The organism is Streptomyces sp. AA1529, from assembly GCF_000280905.1.
GTDB lineage: Bacteria > Actinomycetota > Actinomycetes > Streptomycetales > Streptomycetaceae > Streptomyces.
The window spans coordinates 21,457-45,387 of the sequence record NZ_ALAP01000056.1 but is presented as its reverse complement, the minus strand read 5'-3'; the positions used below and the strand labels follow the sequence as shown (position 1 = coordinate 45,387).

General features: G+C 73.3%; 22 protein-coding genes. 11 read left to right on the top strand and 11 right to left on the bottom strand.

The genetic code is table 11. The features are described from left to right. Positions 1-13 precede the first annotated feature (13 nt). The 3 genes from A949_RS0117165 (at position 14) to A949_RS33715 (ending at position 3,404) form a co-directional block, all read left to right on the top strand. A complete protein-coding gene (locus A949_RS0117165; RefSeq protein ID WP_037706644.1) occupies positions 14-1,357 on the top strand; it encodes a helix-turn-helix domain-containing protein in 1,344 nt (447 codons plus the stop codon). Between the two features lie 92 nt (positions 1,358-1,449). Then, positions 1,450-2,973 (top strand): acetaldehyde dehydrogenase ExaC, encoded by a 1,524-nt coding sequence (gene exaC / locus A949_RS0117160; protein WP_019357252.1) that lies wholly within the window; start codon positions 1,450-1,452, stop codon positions 2,971-2,973. Continuing rightward, a complete protein-coding gene (locus A949_RS33715; RefSeq protein WP_019357251.1) occupies positions 2,973-3,404 on the top strand; it encodes a DUF779 domain-containing protein in 432 nt (143 codons plus the stop codon). The genes exaC and A949_RS33715 overlap by 1 nt, the downstream gene beginning before the upstream one ends. Before the next feature lie 78 nt (positions 3,405-3,482). On the opposite strand, the gene A949_RS0117150 is transcribed toward A949_RS33715, so the two are convergent. Continuing rightward, positions 3,483-4,145 carry a DUF6643 family protein gene (locus A949_RS0117150; RefSeq protein WP_019357250.1) on the bottom strand — a complete coding sequence of 221 codons (663 nt, stop codon included), beginning with the start codon at positions 4,143-4,145 and terminating at the stop codon, positions 3,483-3,485. Between the two features lie 401 nt (positions 4,146-4,546). Here A949_RS0117150 and A949_RS0117145 point away from each other — a divergent pair, with 401 nt between their 5' ends. Continuing rightward, positions 4,547-5,929, top strand: coding sequence for a TerD family protein (locus A949_RS0117145; protein ID WP_019357249.1), 1,383 nt, complete (start codon positions 4,547-4,549; stop codon positions 5,927-5,929). Positions 5,930-5,968: 39 nt separating this feature from the next. On the opposite strand, the gene A949_RS0117140 is transcribed toward A949_RS0117145, so the two are convergent. Then, positions 5,969-7,117, bottom strand: coding sequence for a glycosyltransferase (locus A949_RS0117140; RefSeq protein ID WP_026004744.1), 1,149 nt, complete (start codon positions 7,115-7,117; stop codon positions 5,969-5,971). Positions 7,118-7,252: 135 nt separating this feature from the next. On the opposite strand from A949_RS0117140, the gene A949_RS0117135 reads away from it, so the two are divergent. From A949_RS0117135 to A949_RS0117125, 3 genes are all read left to right on the top strand, one after another. Beyond that, on the top strand, positions 7,253-8,062 hold the full coding sequence (locus tag A949_RS0117135; RefSeq protein ID WP_019357247.1) for a glutamate racemase: 810 nt from the start codon (positions 7,253-7,255) through the stop codon (positions 8,060-8,062). 200 nt (positions 8,063-8,262) lie between these two features. After that, a complete protein-coding gene (locus A949_RS0117130; RefSeq protein ID WP_019357246.1) occupies positions 8,263-8,880 on the top strand; it encodes a hypothetical protein in 618 nt (205 codons plus the stop codon). 65 nt (positions 8,881-8,945) lie between these two features. Next, on the top strand, positions 8,946-9,443 hold the full coding sequence (locus A949_RS0117125; protein WP_019357245.1) for an NUDIX hydrolase: 498 nt from the start codon (positions 8,946-8,948) through the stop codon (positions 9,441-9,443). A gap of 100 nt (positions 9,444-9,543) precedes the next feature. Here A949_RS0117125 and A949_RS0117120 read toward each other — a convergent pair whose 3' ends face one another. After that, the gene (locus A949_RS0117120) at positions 9,544-11,040 is read right to left on the bottom strand and encodes a M28 family peptidase (protein ID WP_019357244.1); all 1,497 of its coding nucleotides are present in this window, start codon (positions 11,038-11,040) and stop codon (positions 9,544-9,546) included. A 67-nt stretch (positions 11,041-11,107) separates the two neighbouring features. After that, positions 11,108-12,307: a cytochrome P450 gene (locus A949_RS0117115; RefSeq protein WP_019357243.1), complete on the bottom strand. Its 1,200-nt coding sequence runs from the start codon at positions 12,305-12,307 to the stop codon at positions 11,108-11,110. 675 nt (positions 12,308-12,982) lie between these two features. On the opposite strand from A949_RS0117115, the gene A949_RS0117110 reads away from it, so the two are divergent. Continuing rightward, the gene (locus tag A949_RS0117110; RefSeq protein ID WP_139141094.1) at positions 12,983-13,549 is read left to right on the top strand and encodes a helix-turn-helix domain-containing protein; all 567 of its coding nucleotides are present in this window, start codon (positions 12,983-12,985) and stop codon (positions 13,547-13,549) included. On the opposite strand, the gene A949_RS0117105 is transcribed toward A949_RS0117110, so the two are convergent. The 4 genes from A949_RS0117105 to A949_RS0117090 form a co-directional block, all read right to left on the bottom strand. Next, positions 13,534-13,962: a hypothetical protein gene (locus tag A949_RS0117105; protein ID WP_019357242.1), complete on the bottom strand. Its 429-nt coding sequence runs from the start codon at positions 13,960-13,962 to the stop codon at positions 13,534-13,536. The two genes, A949_RS0117110 and A949_RS0117105, sit on opposite strands and share 16 nt — an antisense overlap. Next, complete coding sequence (dhaL, locus tag A949_RS33705; RefSeq protein ID WP_051019535.1) at positions 13,946-14,593, bottom strand: dihydroxyacetone kinase subunit DhaL; 648 nt, start codon at positions 14,591-14,593, stop codon at positions 13,946-13,948. Before dhaL ends, A949_RS0117105 begins: the two co-directional genes overlap by 17 nt. A 252-nt stretch (positions 14,594-14,845) precedes the next feature. After that, positions 14,846-15,838 (bottom strand): dihydroxyacetone kinase subunit DhaK, encoded by a 993-nt coding sequence (gene dhaK / locus A949_RS0117095; protein ID WP_019357240.1) that lies wholly within the window; start codon positions 15,836-15,838, stop codon positions 14,846-14,848. A 454-nt stretch (positions 15,839-16,292) separates the two neighbouring features. Then, a complete protein-coding gene (locus A949_RS0117090; protein WP_019357239.1) occupies positions 16,293-17,018 on the bottom strand; it encodes a TetR/AcrR family transcriptional regulator in 726 nt (241 codons plus the stop codon). A gap of 90 nt (positions 17,019-17,108) precedes the next feature. Between A949_RS0117090 and A949_RS0117085 the strand changes: the two genes are divergently transcribed. Next, a complete protein-coding gene (locus A949_RS0117085; protein ID WP_019357238.1) occupies positions 17,109-17,969 on the top strand; it encodes an SDR family oxidoreductase in 861 nt (286 codons plus the stop codon). A gap of 96 nt (positions 17,970-18,065) precedes the next feature. On the opposite strand, the gene A949_RS0117080 is transcribed toward A949_RS0117085, so the two are convergent. Beyond that, positions 18,066-18,566: a hypothetical protein gene (locus A949_RS0117080; protein ID WP_019357237.1), complete on the bottom strand. Its 501-nt coding sequence runs from the start codon at positions 18,564-18,566 to the stop codon at positions 18,066-18,068. 242 nt (positions 18,567-18,808) lie between these two features. On the opposite strand from A949_RS0117080, the gene A949_RS0117075 reads away from it, so the two are divergent. Together A949_RS0117075 and A949_RS0117070 are read left to right on the top strand one after the other, a co-directional pair. Beyond that, positions 18,809-19,819: a mechanosensitive ion channel family protein gene (locus tag A949_RS0117075; protein ID WP_019357236.1), complete on the top strand. Its 1,011-nt coding sequence runs from the start codon at positions 18,809-18,811 to the stop codon at positions 19,817-19,819. Positions 19,820-20,246: 427 nt separating this feature from the next. Then, entirely contained in the window at positions 20,247-21,116 is an 870-nt protein-coding gene (locus A949_RS0117070) for an alpha/beta fold hydrolase (protein WP_019357235.1), read from the top strand. Between the two features lie 608 nt (positions 21,117-21,724). On the opposite strand, the gene A949_RS0117065 is transcribed toward A949_RS0117070, so the two are convergent. Beyond that, positions 21,725-22,594, bottom strand: coding sequence for a hypothetical protein (locus tag A949_RS0117065; RefSeq protein ID WP_158687593.1), 870 nt, complete (start codon positions 22,592-22,594; stop codon positions 21,725-21,727). A gap of 284 nt (positions 22,595-22,878) precedes the next feature. Then, positions 22,879-23,910 (bottom strand): helix-turn-helix transcriptional regulator, encoded by a 1,032-nt coding sequence (locus A949_RS0117060; protein WP_106428836.1) that lies wholly within the window; start codon positions 23,908-23,910, stop codon positions 22,879-22,881. Between the last annotated feature and the right edge of the window lie 21 nt (positions 23,911-23,931).

Here is a 23,931-nt window from a genome sequence, read left to right as displayed (position 1 = left end):
GCACGATGACGGGGTGCGCAATCCATGGCTGGCACTCGAGGCCGGTGCCGACGCGGTCCAGCGGGCCGGGCAGTTGCGCCGGGCCCACGAACGATTCCTGACCGGCGGCACCGTCGCCGCACCCGTCCGCGACGTCGTGGCCGATTCCTGGCGCCGCTGCGCCGGGGCACGGCTGGCCCCCGAGAGCATGGCGGGTGTCGAGATGGACGACGCCGGGCTGGCCCGGCGCCGGGAGGCCCACCCGCTGGCTCGGGCCATGCCGCTCTTCCGCGAACTGCTCGGCACCATCGCCGAGGACGGGGCCCATCTGCTCTCCGTCTGCGACGAGCAGGGCACCATGCTCTGGGTGGAGGGCCACCGGCAGGTGCTGCGCCGCGCCGAGCGGATGAACTTCGTCCCCGGCGCCCGGTGGTCCGAGCGCACCAGCGGCACCAACGCGCCCGGCACCGCCCTCGCGGTCGACCACGCCGTCCAGATCTTCGGCGCGGAGCACTACTGCCGCCCGGTGCAGTCCTGGACCTGCGCCGCCGCGCCGGTGCACGATCCGCGCACCGGGCGGGTCATCGGAGCCGTCGACCTGACCGGCGGCGACCACCTCGCGTCACCGCACAGCCTCGCCCTGGTCCAGGCCACGGCCCGCGCGGCCGAAGCGTGCCTGGCCGCTCCGGAAGCGGAACCCCGCGCGAGCGGCCCCCCGCCGCCGGACGTCTGCACACTCGCCGTCCTCGGCCGGGACGAGGCGCTGCTGCACACCCCGGAGACCCGCGCCTCCGGCCGGCCGCTGCGACTGGGGCGGCGGCACAGCGAGATCGTGCTGCTGCTGGCCGCGCACCCCGACGGGCTGACGGGTGAGGAACTGGCCCGCGAACTGTACGGGGAGCGGGACGTGCATCCGGTCACGCTGCGCGCCGAACTCTCCCGGCTGCGGCACCTGCTGGGCCCGCTGCTGGACTCGCGCCCCTACCGGCTGCGGGATCGCCCGCACACCGACTACGACACCGTCGTCGACGCGCTCGCCGCGGACGACCCCGGTACGGCCCTGGACGTGTGCAGCGGTCCGCTGCTGCCCGGCTCGTCGGCGCCCGGAGTGCTGCGGCTGCGCAGGCTGCTGGAGCAGCGGCTGCGCCGCCGGCTGCTCACCCGTCCCGAGCCGCGGCTGCTGGAGCGCTGGCTGTGCACCGCGGCCGGGGAGGAGGACCTGGAGATGTGGGAGGCCCTGCACACCGCACGCCCCACGCCGGGCACCGCGGCACGGGTACGGGAGCTGCGGGCCGCCTACGGGCTGCGGCCCCCCGCTCCCGTGCCGGACGGTGCCGGGAGCAGGCGCGCAACGTATCCGCAACGTCGCCGCGACTAACCTCCCCGCGACGTCCGCCCACCGCCGGGCGGGCCGAGGACGCCCGCGTACACGCCAGGACGCCGTGTGCGCCCAGCACAGGGAGGCAGAGCATGAGCCGCTACGCCGCACCGGGAACCGACGGCGCGCTGATGAGCTACCAGCCGCGCTACGACCACTGGATCGGCGGCAGCTACGTCGCCCCGAAGCAGGGCGGATATTTCGAGAACCCCACCCCCGTGACGGGCGCCGCCTTCACCGAGATCGCCCGCGGCACCGCCGAGGACGTCGAGCGGGCCATCGACGCGGCACACGCGGCGGCACCCGCCTGGGGCCGTACGCCGCCCGCCGAGCGCGCGCAGCTGCTCAACCAGATCGCGCAGCGGATGGAGGAGCACCTGGAGGAACTGGCCGTCGCCGAGAGCTGGGAGAACGGCAAGCCGATCCGGGAGGCGCTGGCCGCCGACATCCCGCTGGCCATCGACCACTTCCGGTACTTCGCCGCCGCGATCCGCTCCCAGGAGGGCTCGCTCTCCCAGATCGACGAGGACACCGTCGCCTACCACTTCCATGAACCGCTGGGCGTGGTCGCGCAGATCATCCCGTGGAACTTCCCCATCCTGATGGCCGCCTGGAAGCTCGCCCCCGCGCTGGCCGCGGGCAACGCGGTCGTGCTCAAGCCCGCCGAGCAGACCCCGGCCTCCATCCACTACTGGATGAGTCTGGTGGCCGATCTGCTGCCGCCCGGAGTCATCAACATCGTCAACGGCTTCGGAGCCGAGGCGGGCAAGCCGCTGGCCGCCAGCGCCCGGGTCGCCAAGGTGGCCTTCACCGGGGAGACCACCACGGGCCGGCTGATCATGCAGTACGCCTCCGAGAACCTCAAGCCCGTGACCCTGGAGCTGGGCGGCAAGAGCCCCAACGTCTTCTTCGACGACGTCTCGGCCGCGGACGACGACTTCCTCGACAAGGCCCTCGAGGGCTTCACCATGTTCGCGCTCAACCAGGGCGAGGTGTGCACCTGCCCCTCGCGCGCGCTCATCCAGCGCAGCCACTACCGCGGCTTCCTGGACGCCGGTGTCGAGCGCACCGAGGCGATCGTGCAGGGCCATCCGCTGGACACCGACACCATGGTGGGCGCCCAGGCGTCCAACGACCAGCTGGAGAAGATCCTCTCCTATCTCGACATCGGGCAGCAGGAGGGTGCCCGGGTGCTCACCGGCGGGACCCGCGCCGAACTGGGCGGCGAGCTGGAGGGCGGCTACTACGTGCGGCCCACGATTCTGGAGGGCGGCAACGGCATGCGCGTCTTCCAGGAGGAGATCTTCGGGCCCGTGGTCTCGGTGACCGCGTTCGAGGACTTCGACGATGCCGTGCGGATCGCCAACGACACCCTCTACGGGCTCGGGGCCGGTGTCTGGACCCGCGACGGCGCCCGCGCCTACCGGGCGGGCCGGGCCATCCAGGCCGGACGGGTGTGGACGAACTGCTACCACGCCTACCCGGCGCACGCCGCGTTCGGCGGATACAAGCAGTCGGGCATCGGCCGGGAGAACCACCAGATGATGCTCGACCACTACCAGCAGACGAAGAATCTGCTGGTCAGCTACGCACCGCAGAAGATGGGACTGTTCTGATGGAGGCCCGGCCACCGGGCGCTCGGGCCGGGCGGGTTGCGGACGGCGCTCCGGCGCGACCCGGTGCGGAGGGCGCTGCGGAGCCCGAGCGGGTCGCCGTCACACCGGCCGCCGCCGAGCTGCTGCGGATGCTGACCGGCAAGCACGGGCCGCTGATGTTCCACCAGTCCGGCGGCTGCTGCGACGGGAGCAGTCCCATGTGCTACGAGCGCGGCGAGTTCCGCACCGGGGACTCCGACGTCCTGCTGGGCGAGCTGCGGATCGACGGCGTGCCGGACCCGGTGCCGTTCTGGATGTCGGCCGCCCAGTTCGCCTACTGGAGCCACACCCATCTGACCGTCGACACCGTCCAGGGCAGGGGCAGCGGCTTCTCCCTGGAGGCTCCCGAGGGGGTGCGCTTCCTGATCAGGTCCCGGCTGCTGGCGGACTGAGCCCGGGGTGTTCCGCGTGCACCGCCGTCTCCCCAACGGCGGTGCACGCCTGCGGCGTCGGAACGGTGTGCCGACCGCTCAGTAGCCGCGGCCGGGGTACTGGTAGCCGCCGTCGTAGGGCTCTTCGTACTGCCCGGGCATCTGGCGGGGCGCGGCCGGCCGCGGCGCCACCGGGCGCATGTACTGCGTGGCCTGGTTGTGCACCGCCTGCTGCTGGTACTGCTGCACCTGGACCTGGGGCTGGCCCTGCTGCTGCATGGGCTGCTGCGGCTGCGCCGGGCCCCCCGGCCCCGGGTAGCCGTAGCCGCGCTGGGCCTGCTGCGGGATGTGCGGTGCCGGGGTGTGCTGCAGCGGCACCGGTCCGCCCTGGCCCCCGCCGCCTCCGGGCGGCAGTGCGGCGGGCGCCTGCCGCATCGGCTGCTGGCGCATCGGCGCCTGCTGCGGTGCGGGCTGCGGCATCTGCGGCTGGGGCGCGGCGGCCGACGGGTAGCCGTAGGACTGCGCCGGTGCGGAGTACTGCAGGGAGCCGGGCTGCTGGGGTGCGGCCGGGCCGGAGGGCAGGGCGGGAGGCAGCGCCGCGAGCGCGTTCCCGGTGCCTCCCGTGTCATAGGCCGACGGCACCCGGATGGGAGCGATCTGCGGCGTGCCCCGCTCAGCGACGAGACTGTCGTAGATCGGTGTCTCGGGGTAGGAGGGTGCAGCGTAGTAGCCGCCGCTGTAAGAGCTGCGGGGGGAGGTCATACTCATAAGTTAAGCCCAAATTCGGCATCGGCACTAGAGAGGTGCGGAAGGAACGCCTGCGCCTTCCCTGTCGGTGCAGGCAGGAGCCGGTTTTCGCCCCATCGGAGGCAGCCGCGCCAGGGGCGCACGCGGGAGAGCCCGAACAGGGCGAATACCCCCATGCCGACCACGGTGACGGCTGATCAGGCACAGGTTCATGGCTTGTTCCCGCCTGTCCCTGCTGCGGGCGCGCGGGAGGGGAAGCTGACAGAAGCATAAGCCCACCGGCTAGGACATAGAACGCCCATGCCCCTGCCAGATGTTCGAGTGCGGGGAGTCGGGGCGAGGGGGCTTCGGCAGCGGTGGCCCGGTGCAATAGGTTGGGGAGCGGTACGCAGGAACCGAACCCAGGGGGAGTGGCCATGACGATGCGCAAGGGGATGAACGTCCCCGTACCCGCCACGGCGGTGCGGGTCGAACTCGGCTGGTCGTCCGGCTCCCTCGTGCCGGACGTCGACGCCTCGGCGCTGCTCCTGACCGAGCAGGGCAAGGTCCGCTCCGACGACGACTTCGTCTTCTACAACCAGCCGCGGCACTCCTCCTCGGCCGTCCGGCACGAGGGCAAGAACCCGATAGGCGCCGCCTGCACCGACGAACTGACGGTCGAACTGGACAGTGTCGAACCGGACGTCACCCGCATCGTCGTCGCCGCCTCGGCGGACGGCGGCAGCTTCGGCCAGGTCCCCGGCCTGTACGTACGGCTGCTGGACGCGACCGTCGGCGGACCCTCGTCGGGCCAGGAGATCGCCCGCTTCGACCCCGCCGACGCGGCGGGGGAGACCGCGTACCTGCTCGGGGAGCTCTACCGCCGGCAGGGCGCCTGGAAGTTCCGCGCCGTCGGCCAGGGCTACGAGAGCGGACTGGCCGGGCTCGCCACCGACTTCGGCATCGGCGTCGACGACGCCGCGCCCACCGGCAGCACGCCCACCACGGCCGGCACCGGCACTCCGCCGCCGGACCCGAGCAGCGCTCCGACGCCGCACGTCCCCGCACCGCCCGGCGTCCGGGCCCCGCAGGTGCCCCAGGTCTCCGCACCCGCCGCCCCCGCCGCGGCGCCGAGCACGCCGCCCGCGGCGCCGCCCGCGGCCACCGGACCCGCACCGGTGCGGCTGACCAAGGTGACGCTCACCAAGGAGGCCCCGTCGGTCTCGCTCACCAAACAGGGCGGCACCTCCGGCGCGATGCGGGTCAACCTCAACTGGACCACCCAGGCCCAGCCGCCGAAGGGCCTGGCCGGCCGGCTGACCCGGGCCATGGGCGCCCTCACCGGTCCCGACCTGGACCTGTGCGCCCTCTACGAACTCGCCGACGGACGCAAGGGCGTCGTCCAGGCCCTCGGCAACTCCTTCGGCTCGCTGAACCGGCCGCCCTACATCCACCTGGACGGGGACGACCGGACCGGCGCCGTGGAGACCGGCGAGAACCTCACGATCAACCTCGACCACGCCGCCGAACTCCGCCGCATCCTCATCTTCGTCACCATCTACGAGGGAGCCCGCAGCTTCGCCGGGCTGCACGCGACCGTCACCCTGCAGCCGCAGCACGGCGCGCCCGTCGACTTCTCCCTCGACGAGTGCACCGTCCCCTCCACCGTCTGCGCCCTCGCCCTGATCAGCAACGAACGCAGCGAGCTGATGGTGCGCCGCGAGGCCCGCTACCTCGTCCCCCGGCGCGGCGTCAGCCCGCAGCGCACCGTGGACGAGGAGTACGGCTGGGGCATGCAGTGGACACCGGGCCGCAAGTGACGGGCCCCCGGGCCGCGCTGCGGTGATCCGGCCACGCCCTCAGGAGTAGGTGCGGCCCTTCCACGCGGCTCCCCGGCCCCGGTGGTGCTGCACCCCCGAGTCGACGGTCATGGCCAGGTACAGCGCCGCCGTCACCGGCAGCAGCGGTGCCGACCACACCGGCTGCCGGTAGTAGCGCAGGATCGGCACGTACGAGAGGGTCATCGCCAGCCATCCGGCTCCGGCCACCGGCGAGCCCGCGCAGGCCCACACCGGCGGCACCAGATAGACCAGCACGAGCCCCAGCACGGTGCCCGCGAGCAGCAGCGGACTGTTGCGCAGTTGCGCGTAGGCGCTGCGCGACACCATCCGCCACAGCGGCTCCAGCCCCGTGTACGGGCGCACGCTGCGCACCCGGTCGCCGAGACCCAGCCAGATCCGGCCCCCCGAGCGCTTCACGGCGCGGCCCAGCGACACGTCGTCGATGACCGCGTCCCGGATGCTGTCCGGCACCCGGGCGCGGACCGCGGCCGCGGTCCGCAGCAGCGCACAGCCGCCCGCCGCCGCCGCGGTGCGGGCGCCCGGCCGGTTGACCCGGCGGAACGGATAGAGCTGCGCGAAGAAGTACACGAAGGCCGGCACGATCAGCCGCTCCCACCGCGTGCGCACCCGCAGCCGCGCCATCTGCGAGACCAGGTCGAGCTGCCCGCCCAGCGCGGCGTGCACCAGGCGGCGCAGCGAGTCCGGTTCATGTGCGATGTCCGCGTCGGTCAGCAGCAGGAACTCCGGCTCCGCGGGGTCGCGGCGGGCGGCTCCGATGCCCTGCCGCACCGCCCACAGCTTCCCCGTCCAGCCCGGCGCGGGCCCGCCGGATCGGAGCACCGTCAGCGGCGGACCCTCCGGCGCGCGCGCCGCCAGCTCCCGGGCGACGGTGCCGGTGCCGTCCCGGGACCCGTCGTCCACCAGCACGATCCGCGTCCGCCCCGGATAGTCCTGGGCCAGCAGCGTCGGCAGGGTCAGCGGCAGCACCCCGGCCTCGTCCCGGGCGGGAACCACCACGCACACGGCGGGCCAGTGGTCCGGTTCCGGCCCGCCGGGGCGCGGCAGCCGGACGTCGGTCCGCCAGAAGAAGCCCTGCCCCAGCAGCAGCCACGCCCACGCGGCCAGCGAGGCGAGCGGAACGGCCGAGGTCCAGGTGAGCGCGCTCATCGTGCGGAGTCTGCCGTACACCCGCCCCCGCCGGCGCTCCGCCGCGCGCCGGACCCGGAACCAGGTGCGCGGACCGTCGCCCGGGGGCAGCTGCGAACGGGGGCGGTCTTCGTCCGTGAAGTACAGTTCCTCCACATGAAGATCGCGCTACTGGACTCCGGTATCGGCCTGCTTCCCGCGGCCGCGGCGGTGCGCCGCGCACGCCCCGACGCCGACCTCGTGCTCTCCTCCGACCCGGACGGACTGCCGTGGGGGCCCCGTGACGGCGCGGACATCGCCGCGCGGGCGCGGGACTGCGCCCGGGCCGCCGCCGAGCACCGCCCGGCCGCGCTGATCGTCGCCTGCAACACGGCCTCGGTGCACGCGCTGCCCGCGCTCCGCGCCGAACTGGAACCCGGTCTGCCCGTCATCGGCACCGTCCCGGCCGTCAAGCCCGCGGCGGCGGCCGCGGTGCGCACCGGTGGGCGGATCGCCATCTGGGCCACCCCGGCCACCACCGGCAGCCCCTACCAGCGGCGGCTGATCGAGGAGTTCGGGAACGGCGCCGACATCACCGGAGTGCCCTGCCACGGACTCGCGGACGCCGTGGAGAGCGGCTCCGAGGCCCTGATCGCCGACGCCGTGCGCGCGGCCGCGGAGCGCACCCCCGCGGACGTGGCGACGGTCGTGCTCGGCTGCACCCACTACGAGCTGGTCGGCAGCCGGATCCAGGAGGCGCTGCGCGGCGACCGCGCCGAGGGCCCGGCGCTGTACGGCTCGGCCGCCGCCGTCTGCGCCCAGGCATTGCGCCGCGCCGGCGTCCGCCCGGAGCCGGAAGCGCCGCCCACCGGAGAGCTCACCGTGCTGCACAGCGGCCGGACGGCCGCCCTGCCGGATGCGGCATTCAGCTACGCCGAGGGCCGGCTGCTGGCCGCGGGGAGCGCCGCCCCCGCCGCCCGGGCCTGACCTCCCGCCCGGGCCTGACCGCCCCGCCCGGGTCGGCCGCGGGCCGCTCCCGGGGCCGGTCGCCGCGGGTGCCCCCGGGGGCGTCTCGGTACCGGGTCCGCGGTGCCCGGTACCCCGTGGACCGAACCCGGTCCGGTTCCGCCCGCCTGACACGGCCCGCTCCGGCTGCCGGTGCGGGGTCTCGCGAGTACGCTGCCGACATGAGTGACCGTCCCCGTGACGGCGCCGCATCCGCCCAGGGCGGCGCCGGACCCCGCGGCGAAGCCGCCCGCGGCCCCGCCCCCGCGCCTCCGCGGCACGTCGTCCCGCCGCCGGGCGCGCAGGTGTGGACCGGTCGCGCCAGCAGCCGGCTGCAGTGGGGCCTGGCCGCCGTCGGCGTCGGATGCCTGGCGCTGGGCATCGATCTCGCGGTGGACATGACCTGGCCCGGTGGGGTGGTGCCGCGGATCATGTCCGTCGTCGGCTGCGTCGCCGTCGGCCTGCTCGTCCTCTTCGGCACCCTCGCCTTCGTGCACGTCGAGGTGAAGGTGGAGAACGACACGCTGGAGGTGCGGTGCGGCCACGCCGGTGTCCCGCGCCGCCGCATCCACCTGCGCGACGTCGTGCACGCCGAGCACGCCCCCCGGGTCACCCCGCGGCACTGGGGCGGCTGGGGCTACCGCTGGCGGCCCGAGAAGGGCACCGCCGTCGTCATCCGGCGGGGGGAGGGGCTGGTGCTGCGACTGGGTGACGGCCGGCTGTTCACCGTCACGGTGGACGACGCGGAGGCGGCGGTCCACCACATCCGCGCCCGGCTGCACGCGCTGCGGGCGGCCTGATCCCCGCGGGCCGCCCGCTGCCGCCTCGGGCGGCGCGCGGACCCGGCCCGGCATAGGGTCGGAGCATGGCGACTCCCGACTTCATCCGCGACCTGCGGCGCTCCGCCGGTCACCAGCTCCTCCACCTGCCCGGCGTCAGCGTCGTCGTCTTCGACGACCGGGGGCGGGTACTGCTGGGGAGGCGCGCCGACACCGGCCGGTGGGCGGTGATCGGCGGGATCCCGGAGCCCGGCGAGCAGCCGGCCGACTGCGCGGTGCGCGAGGTGCGGGAGGAGACCAACGTCCGGTGCGTGGCCGAGCGTCTGGTCGGGGTGTACGCGCTGGACAAGCCCGTCACCTACCCCAACGGGGACATCTGCCAGTTCATGGACATCGTCTTCCGCTGCCGGGCCACCGCGCGGGCGGCGGGCGCCGTGCGGGTCAACGACGAGGAGTCGCTGGAGGTCGGCTGGTTCGGCCTCGACGAGCTGCCGCCGATGAAGGAGTACGCGCACTTCCGCATCAAGCAGGCTTCCCAGGAGGGCCCGGCCTCGTTCACCGCGTCCCCGGACGCGGCGGGCTGACGGGCGGCCGGCCGGCGGCCGCGGCCGGACGGCGAGCCGCCCGCGGTCACCGGCGGTCACCGGCGGCTGGGCCCGCCGGTGACCGCCGGGCCCAGCCGGACTACCCCGCGGCCCGAATCCCGCGTACGGCGCCGTCCTTCAGCGCCAGTTCGCCCAGGACCCAGGCCAGCGCGCGGGCGTTGGTGTCCAGCGCGGTCCGGTCGACGGCCTCCAGCCGGTCGCACGGCTGGTGGTAGCAGGGGTCGAACATCTGCCCGGCCGTGCCGCCGAAGCGGGCCTGCTGCTCGGGGGTCTTCACCTGCAGGTTGCCCCCGTCCAGCCCGCCGACCGGGATGCCCGCCTCCTGGAACACCAGGTGGTCGGAGCCGATCGCGCCCGGGTCCTGCCGCTCGTAGGGCAGTCCGTGCCGCGCGAAGTACCCGGCGAACAGCCCGGCGATCCGGTGGCTGCCGCCGGTCCCCGGATCCCATACGAAGCGGCCGTAGTTGGACGGGGCGAGCAGCTCCGCGTTCAGAACGGCGGCGATCCTGCCACGCTCGGCGGGCGAGAGATGGTCGACGTAGTAGCCGGAGCCGACGTCCAGGAGTTCCTCGGCGCCCCACCACATGAACCGCACCTTGTTGCGCACCCTGTCCTGGTGCGGTGCCAGCTCCAGCGCCGTCTGCAGCACCGTGGCGGCGGTGGAGCCGTTGTCGTTGACGCCCGGCCCCTCCGGCACGCTGTCGAGGTGGCCGCCCATCACCACCACGTCGTCCGGGTCACCGCCGCTGGTCTCGGCGATCAGGTTCACCGTGGTGCGCCGGACGTCGTGGCCGCGGAGCGTCAGATGCACCCGGGCGCCCTCGTGGGCGGCGGCCCGCCGTGCCAGCCGTTCGCCGTCGGTCTGGGAGACCATCCCCATCGGGAGCACGTAGCTGCCCCGGGGCAGGCCCATCAGGCGGTAGTTGTTCCGCGGTGACGGGGTCGGGTAGTACATCACCACCGCCCGCGCGCCGACCTGTGCGGCCACCTGCTGCTGATGTCCGAATCCGCAGGCGTCGCGGGCCAGTACGACGACCGCCCCGCGCGCGGCCACGCCGTCGTAGTCGGACGCCGCGCAGCCCGTCTTCCCGCGGGGCGGCGCCACCAACGGTGCGTCGAGACCGGCCGCGGAGGTCGACGGGGTGAAGCGGGTCATCAGGACAGGCACTTTCCGGCCGGCGCCGCTCCCCGTCCGCACCGACAGCCGCTCCTTGGCGATGTCGAAGTCGGTGTAGGGCACCCGCTGCCGCTCGACCCGGTACCCGGCGGCTGCGAGTCGGCCGGCCACGTACCGTACCGAGCGGGTGAATCCGGGCCGGTCGTAGCCCCGGTTGCCGCCGCTGGCATCGGCGATCCGCTGGAAGGCCCGCAGATGGCGGACCACGTCCCGGCCCCGCACCCCGTCGGCCAACCGCTCGGGGGAGAGGGCGGCCCGGCCGGTGGCGGCGCCCCCGGCCGGTGCGGAGGAGGGCAGCGGCGCGGCACCGGCCTGCTGCGCCGACAGGCAGGCCAGCGACAGCGCCGCAGCCGCGGCGAGTCTCAGGGTGTGGCGGAGCGGGCGGTCGAGGACGGGCACGGGCTTTCCCTTCGCACGGTGGTCCGGGGTGTTCCGCGCAGCCGGGACACAGCTGCGGCTCGGGCGTTCAGCAGGCGGCAGCGGGCTCGCTCACCGCGACCGGCAGCGCGCGCAATCCGCGCAGCGTCGCGGTGGGTTCGTACTGTGCGGGGCCCTGGGCCCGGAAGCCGATTCCGGCCGTGTGCAGCGCCGAGAGCACCGCACGCAACTGCAGTGTGGCCAGCCCCGCGCCCAGACAGGCGTGCGCACCTCGGCCGAACGCCAGATGCGCTCCCCTGCGCCGGTTCAGGTCCACCGCGTCCGGGTCGGCGAAGACCTCCGGATCCCGGTCGGCCGCGCCCAGCAGCAGCACGACGACTTCACCCGGCCGGATCCGCCGGCCGCCCAGTTCGCTGTCGGCCACGCACACCCGCGCGTCGGCCTGGACCGGCCCGTCGAGCCGGAGCAGCTCGTCGACCAGCGGATCCAGCGCGTTCCGGGCCATGGCGCGGCCCAGCAGCGCGGGGTCGTCCACCAGCCGGGCCAGTGCGTTGCCCAGCAGCCGGCTGACCGACTCGTACCCCGCGTGCAGGACGGCCCGCAGCGAGTTGGCCAGCACCGCCGCGGAGACCTCCGGGGCCTGCGCGCGGGCCGCGCGGGCGGCGCCGAGGAAGCCGTCCTCGCCGGCGGTCTCCAGCCACTCGCCCACCAGCCGGCTCAACTCGGCCCTGGCCCGGGTGCCCGGTTCGGCACGCGCGGGGTCCAGTCCGGCGTCCATGCTGCGGACGATCGCGTTGGACATCTCCTCGAACCCCGGCCCGTCGGGCGGTGCGACCCCCAGGAAGTCGCACATCGTGTGCAGCGCGAGCGGGCGGGCGAATCCGCTGACCAGGTCGACGGATCCGGCGCCGCGCAGCGCGTCCAGGCGCCCGGCGGCCAGCCGCGCGGCGGTGTCCGTCACCGCCGTGTGCGAGCGCACGTGCAGCGCGGAGACGAGCAGGTGGCGGACGGCGGAGTGCGCGGGAGGGTCCAGCGACTGCACGCTCAGCTGGGCGTCGGGGACGGCCTCGCCCACCCTGCGGAAGTCGGAGCCGAAGGCGGCCGTGTCGCCGAGTACCCTCCGGCATTCCGCGTGCCCGGTCAGCACCCAGGAGTCGAGCTGCGCGTGCCAGTACACCCTGCGGTGCTCGCGCAGCCGCCGATAGGCCGCGTGGGGAGCGGCGATGACCTCAGGAGCCAGGGGGTCGTAGAGGGGATCCCGCCGTGTATGCGCCGCCGCTCCCGTCATGGCCAGCCTTTCTCGGATCGGGTGGGGTGGTGGGAAAAGGGGTCGGTACCGTTCGCGGCCACGCGTGAATACGCGTGGCCGCGACAACCGTGAACTCATCAGTGGATGTAACGCATGGCGTTCTCCCTTCTGTGTGGGTTCTCGGGATCCGCCGTCACAGCGTGCGGACGGCGAGCTTCCGGGGGCGGCCGGTGCGAAATCCGGCCTCGCGAAGGGCGGTCGGGCGTTCACCCCGCCGACGGATGCGGAAGGTTGCGCTCCTGCAAATCGAACGCCGGGGTCGGGGCGGTGTCATGGAAGCGAAAGGAATACCCACGTCCCACCTTCCCTGTTGCCCTCTGGAGGGCCTGAAGTCGGCCGTGGTCACCTTCCGACAGCCGATGCTCCCGGCGCAAGAGGGTGGCGGGTTGGGAACGCTCACTTTTCCACCGGCGGAAAAGTGGGCGTCACATTCCGGGGCGGTATGCCAAGTTCCGCGGCCGGCGCGCGAATGCGGACGACCCGAGCGGGGCATCCGAAAAGACGGCGGACGGTGGGAGTGGCCCGGCCGCGCGGAATCCGGTGAATCAAACGACTTCGAAGGTGTAAACCAATGATGAAATCGTTGACCTGCTTCCCGGCGCGCCAGCGCGCCGGTGTCCGGTACCGGAGCGCTCCCCGTCCCGGGTGCGCCTGGTGAGCGCCGCCACCGGGTTCGCGTTATTGGCGGCCATGACGGCGCTGGAGCGGGAGAACCCCGGATCGCCGCTCCGGCTGGGAGCGATAGCCCGTCGTGCCGGACTCAGCGCCTCCCAGGCGAACAAGCTCCTCGCGCAGGCCGCGGAGCACGGTCTGGTGCACCGCACCGGCTACGGGCGCTACGCGCTGGCCGGAACGTCCGCCCGTGTGGTGGCCGACGCCGCCGCGCACCGTGCCCGGACGGCGGTCGCGAGCCGGCGGGCCGCCGAGAGCCGGTGGCGGCACGCCGCGGCCGCCGCCGCGGCCGCTTCCGCCGACCCGGACCGGCGCCCCCAGCCTCTCGACCGCGGCCCTGGGCCGGGGGCGGATCCCGGGAACGGACGGGACTTCCGGCGAAGAGCCGGTCCGGCCGCACCCGGGGGCCGGGCCGCGCCCGGGCTCCTGCCCGGGCCGGTGCCACCGGCCGGACCGGTGGCACCGCCCGTCGCCGCGTCCGGTACGGACGCCGGTACGGACAGCGGGCCACCGCCCCCGCAGCTGACCGCTGCTCAGAGCTTGCGGTAGGTGTAGGCCTCCTCGGCGGCCGACGCCACCGCAGCCAGGTCGCCGCCGCCCGCGGCCGTCACGACGGCGGCGACCGCACCCTCCACCAGGGGCGCGTCCACCAGCCGCGCCGGGTCCGGCAGTTCGTCGCCCTCGGCCAGCAGCGCCTTGACCGTCAGCACCGCGCTGCCCAGGTCGACCAGGAGCGCGACACCCGCACCCTCGTCCATCCGGTGCGCGGCCTCGACGATCAGTTCCTCGCTGGTACCGAGCCCGCCGTCGGGCAGTCCGCCGGCACCGGCGACCCGGGCATCCGGTACGCCCGCGAGTCCCGCGGCCAGCCGGGCCACCGAGTCGGCGACCTCTTTGCTGTGCGAGACCAGGACGATCCCCACCCGCTTGCTGCCGTCGGCCACGTCACTCACTCCCGCCACTGTCGCTCTCCTGGGACCCTGCCGTTCCGCCTTCGCCGCCTTCGCCGCCTTCGCCGCCTTCGGCCTCCGCCAGCGCCGCCACCAGCAGCGCCGCCGAGGTCGCGCCGGGGTCCCGGTGCCCGATGCTGCGCTCACCCAGATAGCTGGCCCGGCCCTTGCGGGCCTGCAGCGGAACCGTCTCCTCCGCGCCCCGCTCGGCCGCGTCGCGCGCCGCGCCGAAGTCCTCGCCGCCGCTGTCCGCCAGTGCCTCGGCGGCCGGATACAGCGCGTCGAGCATCGTCTTGTCACCCGCGGCGGCACCGCCCAGCTGCGCCACCGCCTCGATCCCGGTGCGCAGCGCGTCCGCCAGCTCCGCGCCGCTGACGCGCTCCGCGCCGCCGAGCGCCTTGCCCGTACGGCGCAGCAGCGTGCCGTACAGCGGGCCCGAGGCGCCGCCCACCGTGGAGACCAGCTTCCTGCCGGCCGTCATCAGCACGGCTCCCGGTGTCGCGGGGACGTCCTCGGCCAGCTCCCCGCGCACCGCCTCGAAGCCGCGGCGCATGTTGCCGCCGTGATCCGCGTCGCCGATCGCCGAGTCCAGCTCCGTCAGCCGGTCCGCCTCCCGGGTCACCGCGTCGGCGGTGGCCGTCATCCAGCGGGCGAAGAAGGCGGAGTCCAGCTCCCGGCCGCCCGTCCCGCCCTCGCCGGACCCGCCGGCCTCGTTCGTCACCTTGCCGCTCACTCCTGCTCCTTCACCGCTGTCCCGGTCGTGGTGCTGCCCGCTCCGGCAGGACCACCGCGTACGTCACCGCCGTGCGAGGCGTGCGGCACCGCCGTGCGTGCCGCAGCGCTGCGCGGTCGTGAGGCGATCCCGCGCCGCCCTCACGCCACCTTCGGGTGGGTCTCAGGCACCCCACCGCAGTCCGGCGGTCTGCACAGGGGCGTCCCACAGCCGCAGCAGCTCCTCGTCGGCCCGGCACAGCGTCACGGAGGCGCCCGCCATGTCCAGCGAGGTCACATAGTTGCCGACGAGGGTACGGGCGACCGGGATCCGCCGCTCGGCCAGGATCCGGTGCACCTCACCGCAGAACCCGTACAGCTCCAGCAACGGCGTCGCCCCCATGCCGTTGACCAGCGCGAGCACCGGTTCCTCGGGCCGCAGGTCCTCCAGCACCGCGTCGACGGCGAAGTCCGCGATCTCCCCGGAGGTCATCATCGGGCGCCGCTCCCGGCCCGGTTCCCCGTGAATGCCGATCCCCAGCTCCAGTTCGCCCGCGGGCAGCTCGAACATCGGACCGCCCTTGGAGGGGGTGCTGCACGGGCTGAGGGCCACCCCGAAGCTCCGCGAGGAGTCGGCCACCTGGCGCGCGACCGCCTCCACCCGCTCCAGCGGCGCCCCCTCGGCGGCGAGCGCACCCGCGATCTTCTCCACGAACAGCGTGGCACCCGTACCCCGGCGTCCGGCCGTGTGCGTGCTGTCGGTCACCGCCACGTCGTCCTCGACCAGCACCTTCCCGATGCGGACCCCTTCGTCCTCGGCCAGCTCGGCGGCCATGTCGAAGTTCAGCACGTCGCCGGTGTAGTTCTTGACCACGAACAGCACGCCCTCCCCGCTGTCCACGGCCGCCGCCGCGGCCACCATCTGGTCGGGGACGGGAGAGGTGAAGATCTCGCCCGGGCATGCGGCATCCAGCATCCCGGGCCCCACGAATCCGCCGTGCAGCGGTTCGTGCCCCGACCCTCCGCCGGAGACCAGTGCGACCTTCCCCGCCACGGGTGCGTCCCGCCGCACGACCACCCGCCGGTCCACATCCACCGCCAGCTCGGGGTGGGCGGCGGCCATCCCGCGCAGCGCGTCGGGGACCACGGACTCGGGAACGTTGATGAGCATCCTCATGTGTACCTCCACGCGAGATTGGCAGCTATCGCTTGTGCGGGCTTCGTTGCTGGTGACAGCGGGTTGCGGGGGAGCGGGTGCGGCCCGGTCCCGCGCTTCGCGGCGTCGCCGGGCGCGGGTTCGCGGGGCCGGGGCCGAGTTGCTGACGAGGCTCGTGAGGGCGTATCAGTCGAACCTCTGATCGGTATCGTTCATCTCGGACAGTCTCTCGCGTTGATCGCGGGTCGTCACGTACCTGATGCGGTCGTGATGCCCGGGGTCCGTGATGCCTCCGGCGGTGCGTGGACCGCCGAGGCGGGCCGGAAGCGGCGGAGCAGCGAGCCACCGGAGCTCTCCAGGGGCCGCCCGCGAGGGGGAACCCGTATCGCGGCATCCGCCGCATCGAACCGACACCGCGGGGTGCGGGCCCCGGCCCGTGCGGGGTGCTGCGGCCGCCCGCACCCCGCACCGGACGTCAGGTACGCGGTGCGCCGCCGTCCGACGCCAGCCGGGTGAGCCATTCACGCAGCAGGTGCTGTTCGGCGTCGCTCAGCAGGCCGGTGTCGTCGGGCAGCGCGGCGCGCAGCGCGCGGGCTGCCGGGGCGGGGCCGGACTCCCCGGCCGGGACGGTCGGTTCGGCGCGGGTGACGGCGGCGACCATGGACTCGCGCAGGACCGTCAGCAGCGCCGGGCTGCGGCGCTCCGCAGGCGTGGAGTTCCAGGTGGTGACCGCGCCCTGACCGGTCGCCCGGATGATCTGGGCGGCGAGCTCCTCGTCGACCCGCAGCCACCCTCCGGCCGCCAGCCGCCGCACCCGCCCGCGGAGGATTTCCAGGCCCGCGTGATGGGCGGCGTCCGATCCCCGGCTGGTGGCCCTGTTCATCACCGCGAACAGTTCGGGGCGCGCGACGCCGAACTCCACCACCACGTCCCAGCCGCGGCGCAGCTCCTCCACCGGGTCCTGCGGTGCGGGATCGAGCTGCGCGCGCTTGCTCTCCAGGAACTGCGTGTACCCGTGTTCGGCGACCGCCTCCAGCAGTCCCTCCTTGTCGCCGAAGAGGCGGTAGATCGCCGGAGGCTGCATCCCGGCCGCGGTGGCGACCGCACGGGTGCTCACCGCTTCGGGTCCGCCGCTCTCCAGCAGTTCGACGGCCGCTTCGACGATACGGCGGCGGGGGCCGGTGGAGGTGTCGTGGCGCATGAATCGATGGTATCGAAAGTTTGCTTCCGCTGTTAGTTCCAGTGTTATCGTCTCACTGATTCCATCGGAAACACTGTGAGGGGACCCCTCGTGATCATCGTGACCGGAGCCACCGGAAAGCTCGGCCGCCGCACCGTCGAACGCCTCCTGGAGCGCGTCCCGGCCCACCGGGTCGGCGTCAGCGTCCGCGACCCGCGCAAAGCCCATGACCTGGCCGAACGGGGTGTCCGCGTCCGGCAGGGCGACTTCGACGACCCCGCCTCGCTCGGGCACGCCTTCGAAGGGGCCGAGCAACTGCTCCTCGTCTCCCTCGACCGCGCGGGCGAGGAGTGCGTCACCGGCCACCGGGCCGCCATCGACGCCGCCGTGCAGGCCGGCGTCGGACGCATCCTCTACACCAGCCAGATGGGCGCCGCCCACGACTCCCTCTTCCAGCCCTGCCGCGACCACGCCCGGACGGAGGACCTCCTGCGGGCCACCGGCCTGCCCTGGACCGCACTGCGCAACGGCTTCTACGCCGCCAGTGCCCTGCACTTCCTCGAATCCGCCCGGCACACCGGGGACATCGCCCTGCCCGCCGACGGGCCCGTCGCCTGGACCGGCCACGACGACCTCGCCGAGGCCACCGCGGCGATCCTCTCCGACGAGGGCCGCTTCGAAGGGCCCACGCCGCCCCTCACCGGCCCGGCGGCCCTGGACTTCGCCGCCGTCGGCGAGATCGCGGCCCGGGCCACCGGACGGGCCTTCACCCGAACCCCCGTCCCCGACGACGCCTTCCGCGAGCAGTCACGGGCCCACGGTGCCCCCGCGCCCGTCGCCGACCTGATGCTGAGCATCTTCGCGGCCGCGCGGAACGACGAGTTCAGCGCCCTCGACCCGACGCTGTCCGAACTGATCGGCCGGGAGCCCGCCTCCTTCCGCACCCTGCTGGAGCATGCCTGGAGCGCGTAGCTCCGACGGGTGCGTGCCGTGACGCGCAGGCGGGCCACCGACCGGCTCGCCGCGCGGCCGGAGCGGGGATGCGGACGGCCGGACCGGGCGTGCGGTTCAGGCAGCGACCGACGAGGCGGGTATCCGAGCGACGGCACGCAGGATCCCGTCCCGGTTCTTCGCCCTCTTGATCCATGCCGGAAGACGGGCCACCAGGGTCAACCGCGGCCCGGGCTCGTACCAGGGCGCCCGCTCCCGCACCGATGCCCGCACGAACCGGCGGATCAGGTCGAGATGCTCCAGGTCGTACGCCCACAACCATCCGTGCCGGGTCTCCGCCCGGAGCAACAGCGGCAGACCGAAGTAGGGATCCGTCACGGGCCCGGCCGTGCCGCGGGGGAGGGCGAGGAGGCGGCCCCTCCACTCCCGCGACAGTCCGCAGCCGCGGCAGACCAGTCGTCGCCGCCTGAACAGCATCCGCTCCCCGGAGTCGCCGGCCCCGGGGAGCGGAACGACCCGGGCGGTTTTCGGGCAGCCGGGGCATCGCACGACGATCGAACCGATGAAGTCGTACTCGGTGCTGAGCGGGTCCCGGAACCTGTCGGAGCGCACGTCCATAGACGGTTCGAAAGCCGCGCACGCCCGGGGCGCCGGAAAAGGGAGAGCCGGAGCGGCGCTCCGGCCCGGGCGGGAAAGTGCATTCCGTGCGCCGGCCCCGAGTTCGGCCGGGATTCTCGGATCCGTGCATGACGTTCACGTCGCTCACGTCCGGTCTTCACGGTTTTGACCCGGTCGTCGAATCCCGGCTACGGTCGCCGGCGGAAATACAGCTGTCGATGAAGAGCGGAGCAGTCCTTCCCGTGTCACTTCCCGACCCGTCGGCGTCCTACCTGCTCAGTGGTGACATGCAACAGGCCATGACCGCCCCGGACTGGCTGCGCGACAACGTGGACACGCTCGTGGGCGTGCCGTTGCGCATCCTGCTCATCGTCGTCGCCATGGCAATAGTCCGCGTGCTGGCCAAGAAGGGCATCAAGCACGTGGTGAAGCGCATCCTGGAGCCGTCCGAGGAGCGGGAGGCCGGAGGGCGCCCGTCCGGCCGGGGTCCGGCAGTGCTGCAGCGGGACCGGTCCCGGGCCCAGGAGCGGCGCGAGCAGCGGGCCAGGACGATCGGGTCGGTACTGAGCAGCATCGTCACCGTCGTCGTCGGAGTCATGGGCGCGGCGATGGTGCTCGACCAGGTCGGCATCGCGCTCGGCCCGCTGCTGGCCAGCGCCGGTGTGGTGGGCCTGGCGATCGGTTTCGGCGCGCAGAGTCTGGTGGCCGACTACCTGTCCGGCATGCTGATCATGCTGGAGGACCAGTACGGAGTGGGCGACTCGGTGGACCTGGGCGAGGCCATCGGCGAGGTCGAGCATGTCGGCCTGCGGCTCACCCAGATCCGTGACCTCAACGGCGGCCTGTGGCACATCCGCAACGGCGAGATCCTGCGGGTCCGCAACGACAGCCAGGAGTGGGCCCGCGCGGTCCTGGACGTCTCCGTGGCCTACGAGTCCAACCTCGACACCGTCTGCAGCGTCCTGGAGACCGCCGGTCGGGAGATGCGCGAGGACCCCCGCTTCGAGGGCATGCTCCTGGAGGACCCCTCCGTCTGGGGCGTGCAGTCCCTGGACGCCGACGGTGTGCTCGTGCGCATCGCCGTCAAGACGGCCCCGCTCAAGCAGTGGGGCGTCACCCGCGAGCTGCGCCGCCGGGTCAAGGAGGCGCTGGAGGCCGCCGGGGTCGACATTCCCTTCCCGCAGCGGACCGTCTGGGTGCGCGGCGACAACGACGGCAGTCCCGAGTCCGCGTCCGTACCCGCTCCTCGCTGACCCGGCCGGTCCGACGCCCGCCCGCCGCCGGCGGTGGCTCACGGCGCAGGCGGACTGCGAGCGTTCCGCTCCCCGGCTCCACCCGTGTGCTGTCGGCACAAGCGGCGCAGGGCACCGGCGGCTGAATACCGGGTGTTTTCTCGTGCTGCCGCAGCAGTCGGAACCAGCGCAACACGAACACGGCCTGCCGGAACGGCCCCGGCGCCCGGGAGCGCTTCGGGGCGCCGATCCGGCGGCGGTGCGCGGCCGGCAGCCGGGCCGCGAACTCCACCACGTGGCGGGGGTCATGGCCATGGCACCATGGTTGACCGACGTGAAGCCTCCGGTCCAGCGGATGACCTTGCGGTGAGAGTCGTCCGGTGAGTTCCTTCAGCTGAGCGCGTGGCCGACCGTGACGCAAACTATCCAGAACCGGTGAGGTGATCTCGTGCCGCAGGTCGAGCTCTCAGCTGGAGTGATCGATTATCAGGACACCGGTGGGGACGGGCCGGTTCTGGTGTTCGCTCACGGTATGCCGATGAATGAAAAGCAGTGGCGTAAAGTGGTTCCTCTGCTGGAGGGGTACCGCTGCGTCCTGCCCACCTTGCCGCTCGGGGGGCATCGCCAGCCCATGAGGTCCGATGCCGATTTGAGCCACCGCGGTCTGGCCCGACTCCTCGGGGAATTCCTGGAGGACCTGGATCTTCAGGACTGCACGCTCATTCTCAATGACTGGGGTGGAGGACAATTCCTGGTTCTGGAGGAGGGAGGGCACCGAGTCGCTCGGATGGTTCTGGTGGCCTGTGAGGCATTCGACAACTTCCCCCCTGGGCCGGCGAAGGCGGCGGCTGCCGTATGCAGAGCGCCCGGCGGGGTTTGGCTCACGGTTCGTCTCATGGGCGTATCTGCCTTCCGGAAGGCCCGTAACGGGTATGGCGGTATGAGCGTACAAGGAATTCCGGACGATCTCATGGATGAATGGTTCGCTCCCGCCAGAGGAAGCCGAGCCATCCGTAGGGACTTTGCCAAGTTCGCCACCTCAACCCCGGATCGCAGGACATTGCTCGACTGGGCCGAGCGGCTGAGGGAGTACGAGCGACCGGTGCTCGTCGTGTGGGCGACCGAGGACAGGCTGATGCCGCGGGAGCACGGATACAGGCTGGCGGAACTGTACCCACGGGGAAGGCTGATCGAGATCGCGAACTCGTCCACGCTCGTCCCCGAGGACCAGCCCGAAGAACTCGCGCAGGAGATCACCTCCTTCCTCCTCGAGACGGGGGCACCGCCGAGTCGATCCGGGCAGCGGCCGCCTTCTTGACTGCACCACGTGTCGGCGTCGGTTCACTCTCCGCCGCGGCTGAGAATCGGGCCTCGGTTGGGCGGGCGGCCGTCCGGATGGAGTCGGGGCCTTCCGAGTCAGGTCTCGCGCGACGGGCGCGAGGTGATCCCCGTGGCTGCGTTGGAACACAGCGCTCACGCGGCCGCTGCCCGGCCTATCGGGTGGAAACGCTGCTGAATGTACCGGCGTCACGGTATCCGGCATATTCGACGATGCTCGCGACTGGCCGCTGGGTCGTTTCCGGCAAGAGCTTCGCCCGGCGGACACCGGCCGCCTGAAGGCGGGCCAGAGGTGACGCACCGGCCGCACAGCCGAACCGGCGATGCATGGTGTGCGTGCTGACGTGGAACCCCTCCGCCAGAGCGAGAAGCTCATAGCGCACACTGAGAAGCCGGTTCGTGAGCCTTCGACAGGTTCTGTCGTCGCCTGATGATGTGGCGGCAGGGCGGAAGGCGTGCTGCGTGGTGCTTATGGCGTAGCTTCGGGGCAGTCGGCTGGGACCCATGTGGCGGTGGAAGCTACGGATCGAGGGCGGCATGAGCGCACACCTGCACCCGGCCAGGCCCGAGCCCTCGGCACCGGATGGCTTACCGCTGCCGCGTGAGGATGTACCGCTCACCCGAATCCGGCTCGCCGATCCAGGTGAAGACCGTCGGGTGTTCCTCCGTACCGCCGATGTTCCAGCCGGAGGACAGGCTCTCGCAGTCCGCGATGCTGAGCTCGAACGGCCGACCGACACCGTCGTTCTCGGTCAGCTGCCATTTCCCGGTGCAGTTGGAGGCACCGGACTGCTCACCCGTGGCTTCGTACTCGGTGACGCCCTTCGCCGTCACCGTGCCGTCCGCCTCGAAGCGGAGGCTTCCGCCGTCGCCGTCCGTCCAGGTGCCGACCATGTCGGCTTCTGCGAGCCGGGGCGGTTCGTAGATCTTGAGGATCCCCGAACTGTACGCCGCGACCCCGACCGCAAGCGTCACCGCGAGCAGCCCCAGACCGCCCAGCGCCACGCCCCCGAGCACCCGCCACCGGGCCCCGGGCTTTCCGGGGTTCCCCGCAGCCCTGGCGCACAGGGTCGCGGGTGCCAGCCCGACGATGAGGCTGAGGGCAAGGACGGGATGGACGAGCAGGTCGCCGGGGCCGCCGAAGCCGGCCAGGAGCATGCAGGAGCCGATGAGCAGCGCCAGGGCGGCGGCCACGACCGCCACAGTGGCCAGGGTGAGCTGCCAGCTGTCGCGCCGCCCCGTACGACGGGCGACCGCACGCCCGAGAAGGACCAGGGGAAGCACCGCCGTCGCCGAAGCGGCCAGCCCTGCGATCACCGAAATGACTGCCAGCAGCACGAGCGCGAATATGGTGCCGGACAGCCATCCCAGGCCGCCTTCGCCTCCGTGGTACTCGGACTGCAAGCTGTACAGGACGGCGACCAGCGTGGCGATCACGGTCTCAGCCCCGATTGCCACAGCCCCGACGGTGAACACCGCAGCGTTCCCGCCGTCCGGAGGCCGCGCGGGCAGGAACCCCTGCGGCGGCACACCCGGATTCCCAGGAGCCCCCGGCGGTGTCAGCCCCCATTTCGACGGCGCGGTCTGCGTCATGCGTCCCCCCTATGTCCAGGAACATCATGCACCTAGGCACACCGGCGTGATCCAAGGGGGGGGTGAAGCGCTCTCCTGCTCTGCAACCCACAAGAAGCACGGGATGAACGGGCAGGGCCGCTCTCGCCGGAGTCCGGCGAGTACAACGACTACGCCCCCGGTGCCGCGCTCCCCGCGCCGGGCGGGCCGCCGGGGCCGGGTTCCTCCCGGCCGTCGGGCGACGGAGCGGGTGCGGCGCGGCCGAGGCGGGCGGCGAAGCCCCGCAGCGCGGTGCGGAACTCCTCGGGCTCCTCGACGGTGAAGTCGGCGCCGAGGAAGGCGAGTCCGGGCAGCAGCCACTGCCAGGAGTCGAGGGCGAGTTCGGCCCGGGTCGCACCCCCGGCGACCGTGCTGAGGACGACGTCCTGACGGTGGAACGCGTCGGCCACCGCCGGTACCGGAGCATCGACGGTCAGCACCACGCGCCGCCGGTGCCGGTTGATGCCCGCGCGGAGGTGGTCGACGCCGGTGCCGGCCGGCAGCGGCCGCGGGGAGAAGGTCCGGCCGGTCACCCGGAGTTCGGCGAGCCGGTCGAGGCGGAAGGTCCGCCAGTCCCGCTTGTCGACGTCCCACCCCAGCAGATACCAGCGCTGGTGCAGGTGGAGGTGACGGTGCGGCTCGACCAGGCGCGTGGTGGCCGCTCCGTCCGCCCCCGCATAGCGGAAGGTGACGGTGTGCTCCTGTGCGATCGCCCCGGCGATTCTGCCGACCGTCTCCGCGCTGGTGCTCGGCGCGGGAGTGGGCGCGGTCTCCAGGCTCGCGCGCAGCGCCGCGGCGCGGGGGCGCAGCCGCTTGGGCAGGTACTGGTCCACCTTCCCGTAGGCGCGGACCGCGGCCCGGTCGATGCTTCCCTCGCTCGCGCTGCCGGTCGAGCCGAGGGCCGCCAGGCCCAGCAGGGTGGCGACGGCCTCGTCGTCGTCGAGCAGCAGCGGAGGCATCGCCCGCCCGGCCGCGAGCCGGTAGTGGCCGCCCGGGCCCGGCCGGGTCTCGACCGGATACCCGTAGCCGCGGAGGCGGCCGATGTCGCGCCGCAGAGTGCGCGGAGGGACGTCCAGCCGCGCCGCCAGTTCCGCACCGCTGAAGCTCCGGCCCGACTGCAGGACCGCGAGCAGCGCGAGAACCCGGTGCATGACGTCTGCCACGGCGGCAGTCTCGCAGAATTC

What these genes read in the sequence shown, in the direction of transcription:
- exaC (WP_019357252.1), top strand. Translation starts at nt 1,450, where the DNA reads ATGAGCCGCTACGCCGCACCGGGAACCGACGGCGCGCTGATGAGCTAC.
- A949_RS33715 (WP_019357251.1), top strand. Translation starts at nt 2,973, where the DNA reads ATGGAGGCCCGGCCACCGGGCGCTCGGGCCGGGCGGGTTGCGGACGGC.
- A949_RS0117150 (WP_019357250.1), bottom strand. Translation starts at nt 4,145, where the DNA reads ATGACCTCCCCCCGCAGCTCTTACAGCGGCGGCTACTACGCTGCACCC.
- A949_RS0117145 (WP_019357249.1), top strand. Translation starts at nt 4,547, where the DNA reads ATGACGATGCGCAAGGGGATGAACGTCCCCGTACCCGCCACGGCGGTG.
- A949_RS0117140 (WP_026004744.1), bottom strand. Translation starts at nt 7,117, where the DNA reads ATGAGCGCGCTCACCTGGACCTCGGCCGTTCCGCTCGCCTCGCTGGCC.
- A949_RS0117135 (WP_019357247.1), top strand. Translation starts at nt 7,253, where the DNA reads ATGAAGATCGCGCTACTGGACTCCGGTATCGGCCTGCTTCCCGCGGCC.
- A949_RS0117130 (WP_019357246.1), top strand. Translation starts at nt 8,263, where the DNA reads ATGAGTGACCGTCCCCGTGACGGCGCCGCATCCGCCCAGGGCGGCGCC.
- A949_RS0117125 (WP_019357245.1), top strand. Translation starts at nt 8,946, where the DNA reads ATGGCGACTCCCGACTTCATCCGCGACCTGCGGCGCTCCGCCGGTCAC.
- A949_RS0117115 (WP_019357243.1), bottom strand. Translation starts at nt 12,307, where the DNA reads ATGACGGGAGCGGCGGCGCATACACGGCGGGATCCCCTCTACGACCCC.
- dhaL (WP_051019535.1), bottom strand. Translation starts at nt 14,593, where the DNA reads ATGACGGCCACCGCCGACGCGGTGACCCGGGAGGCGGACCGGCTGACG.
- dhaK (WP_019357240.1), bottom strand. Translation starts at nt 15,838, where the DNA reads ATGAGGATGCTCATCAACGTTCCCGAGTCCGTGGTCCCCGACGCGCTG.
- A949_RS0117090 (WP_019357239.1), bottom strand. Translation starts at nt 17,018, where the DNA reads ATGCGCCACGACACCTCCACCGGCCCCCGCCGCCGTATCGTCGAAGCG.
- A949_RS0117080 (WP_019357237.1), bottom strand. Translation starts at nt 18,566, where the DNA reads ATGGACGTGCGCTCCGACAGGTTCCGGGACCCGCTCAGCACCGAGTAC.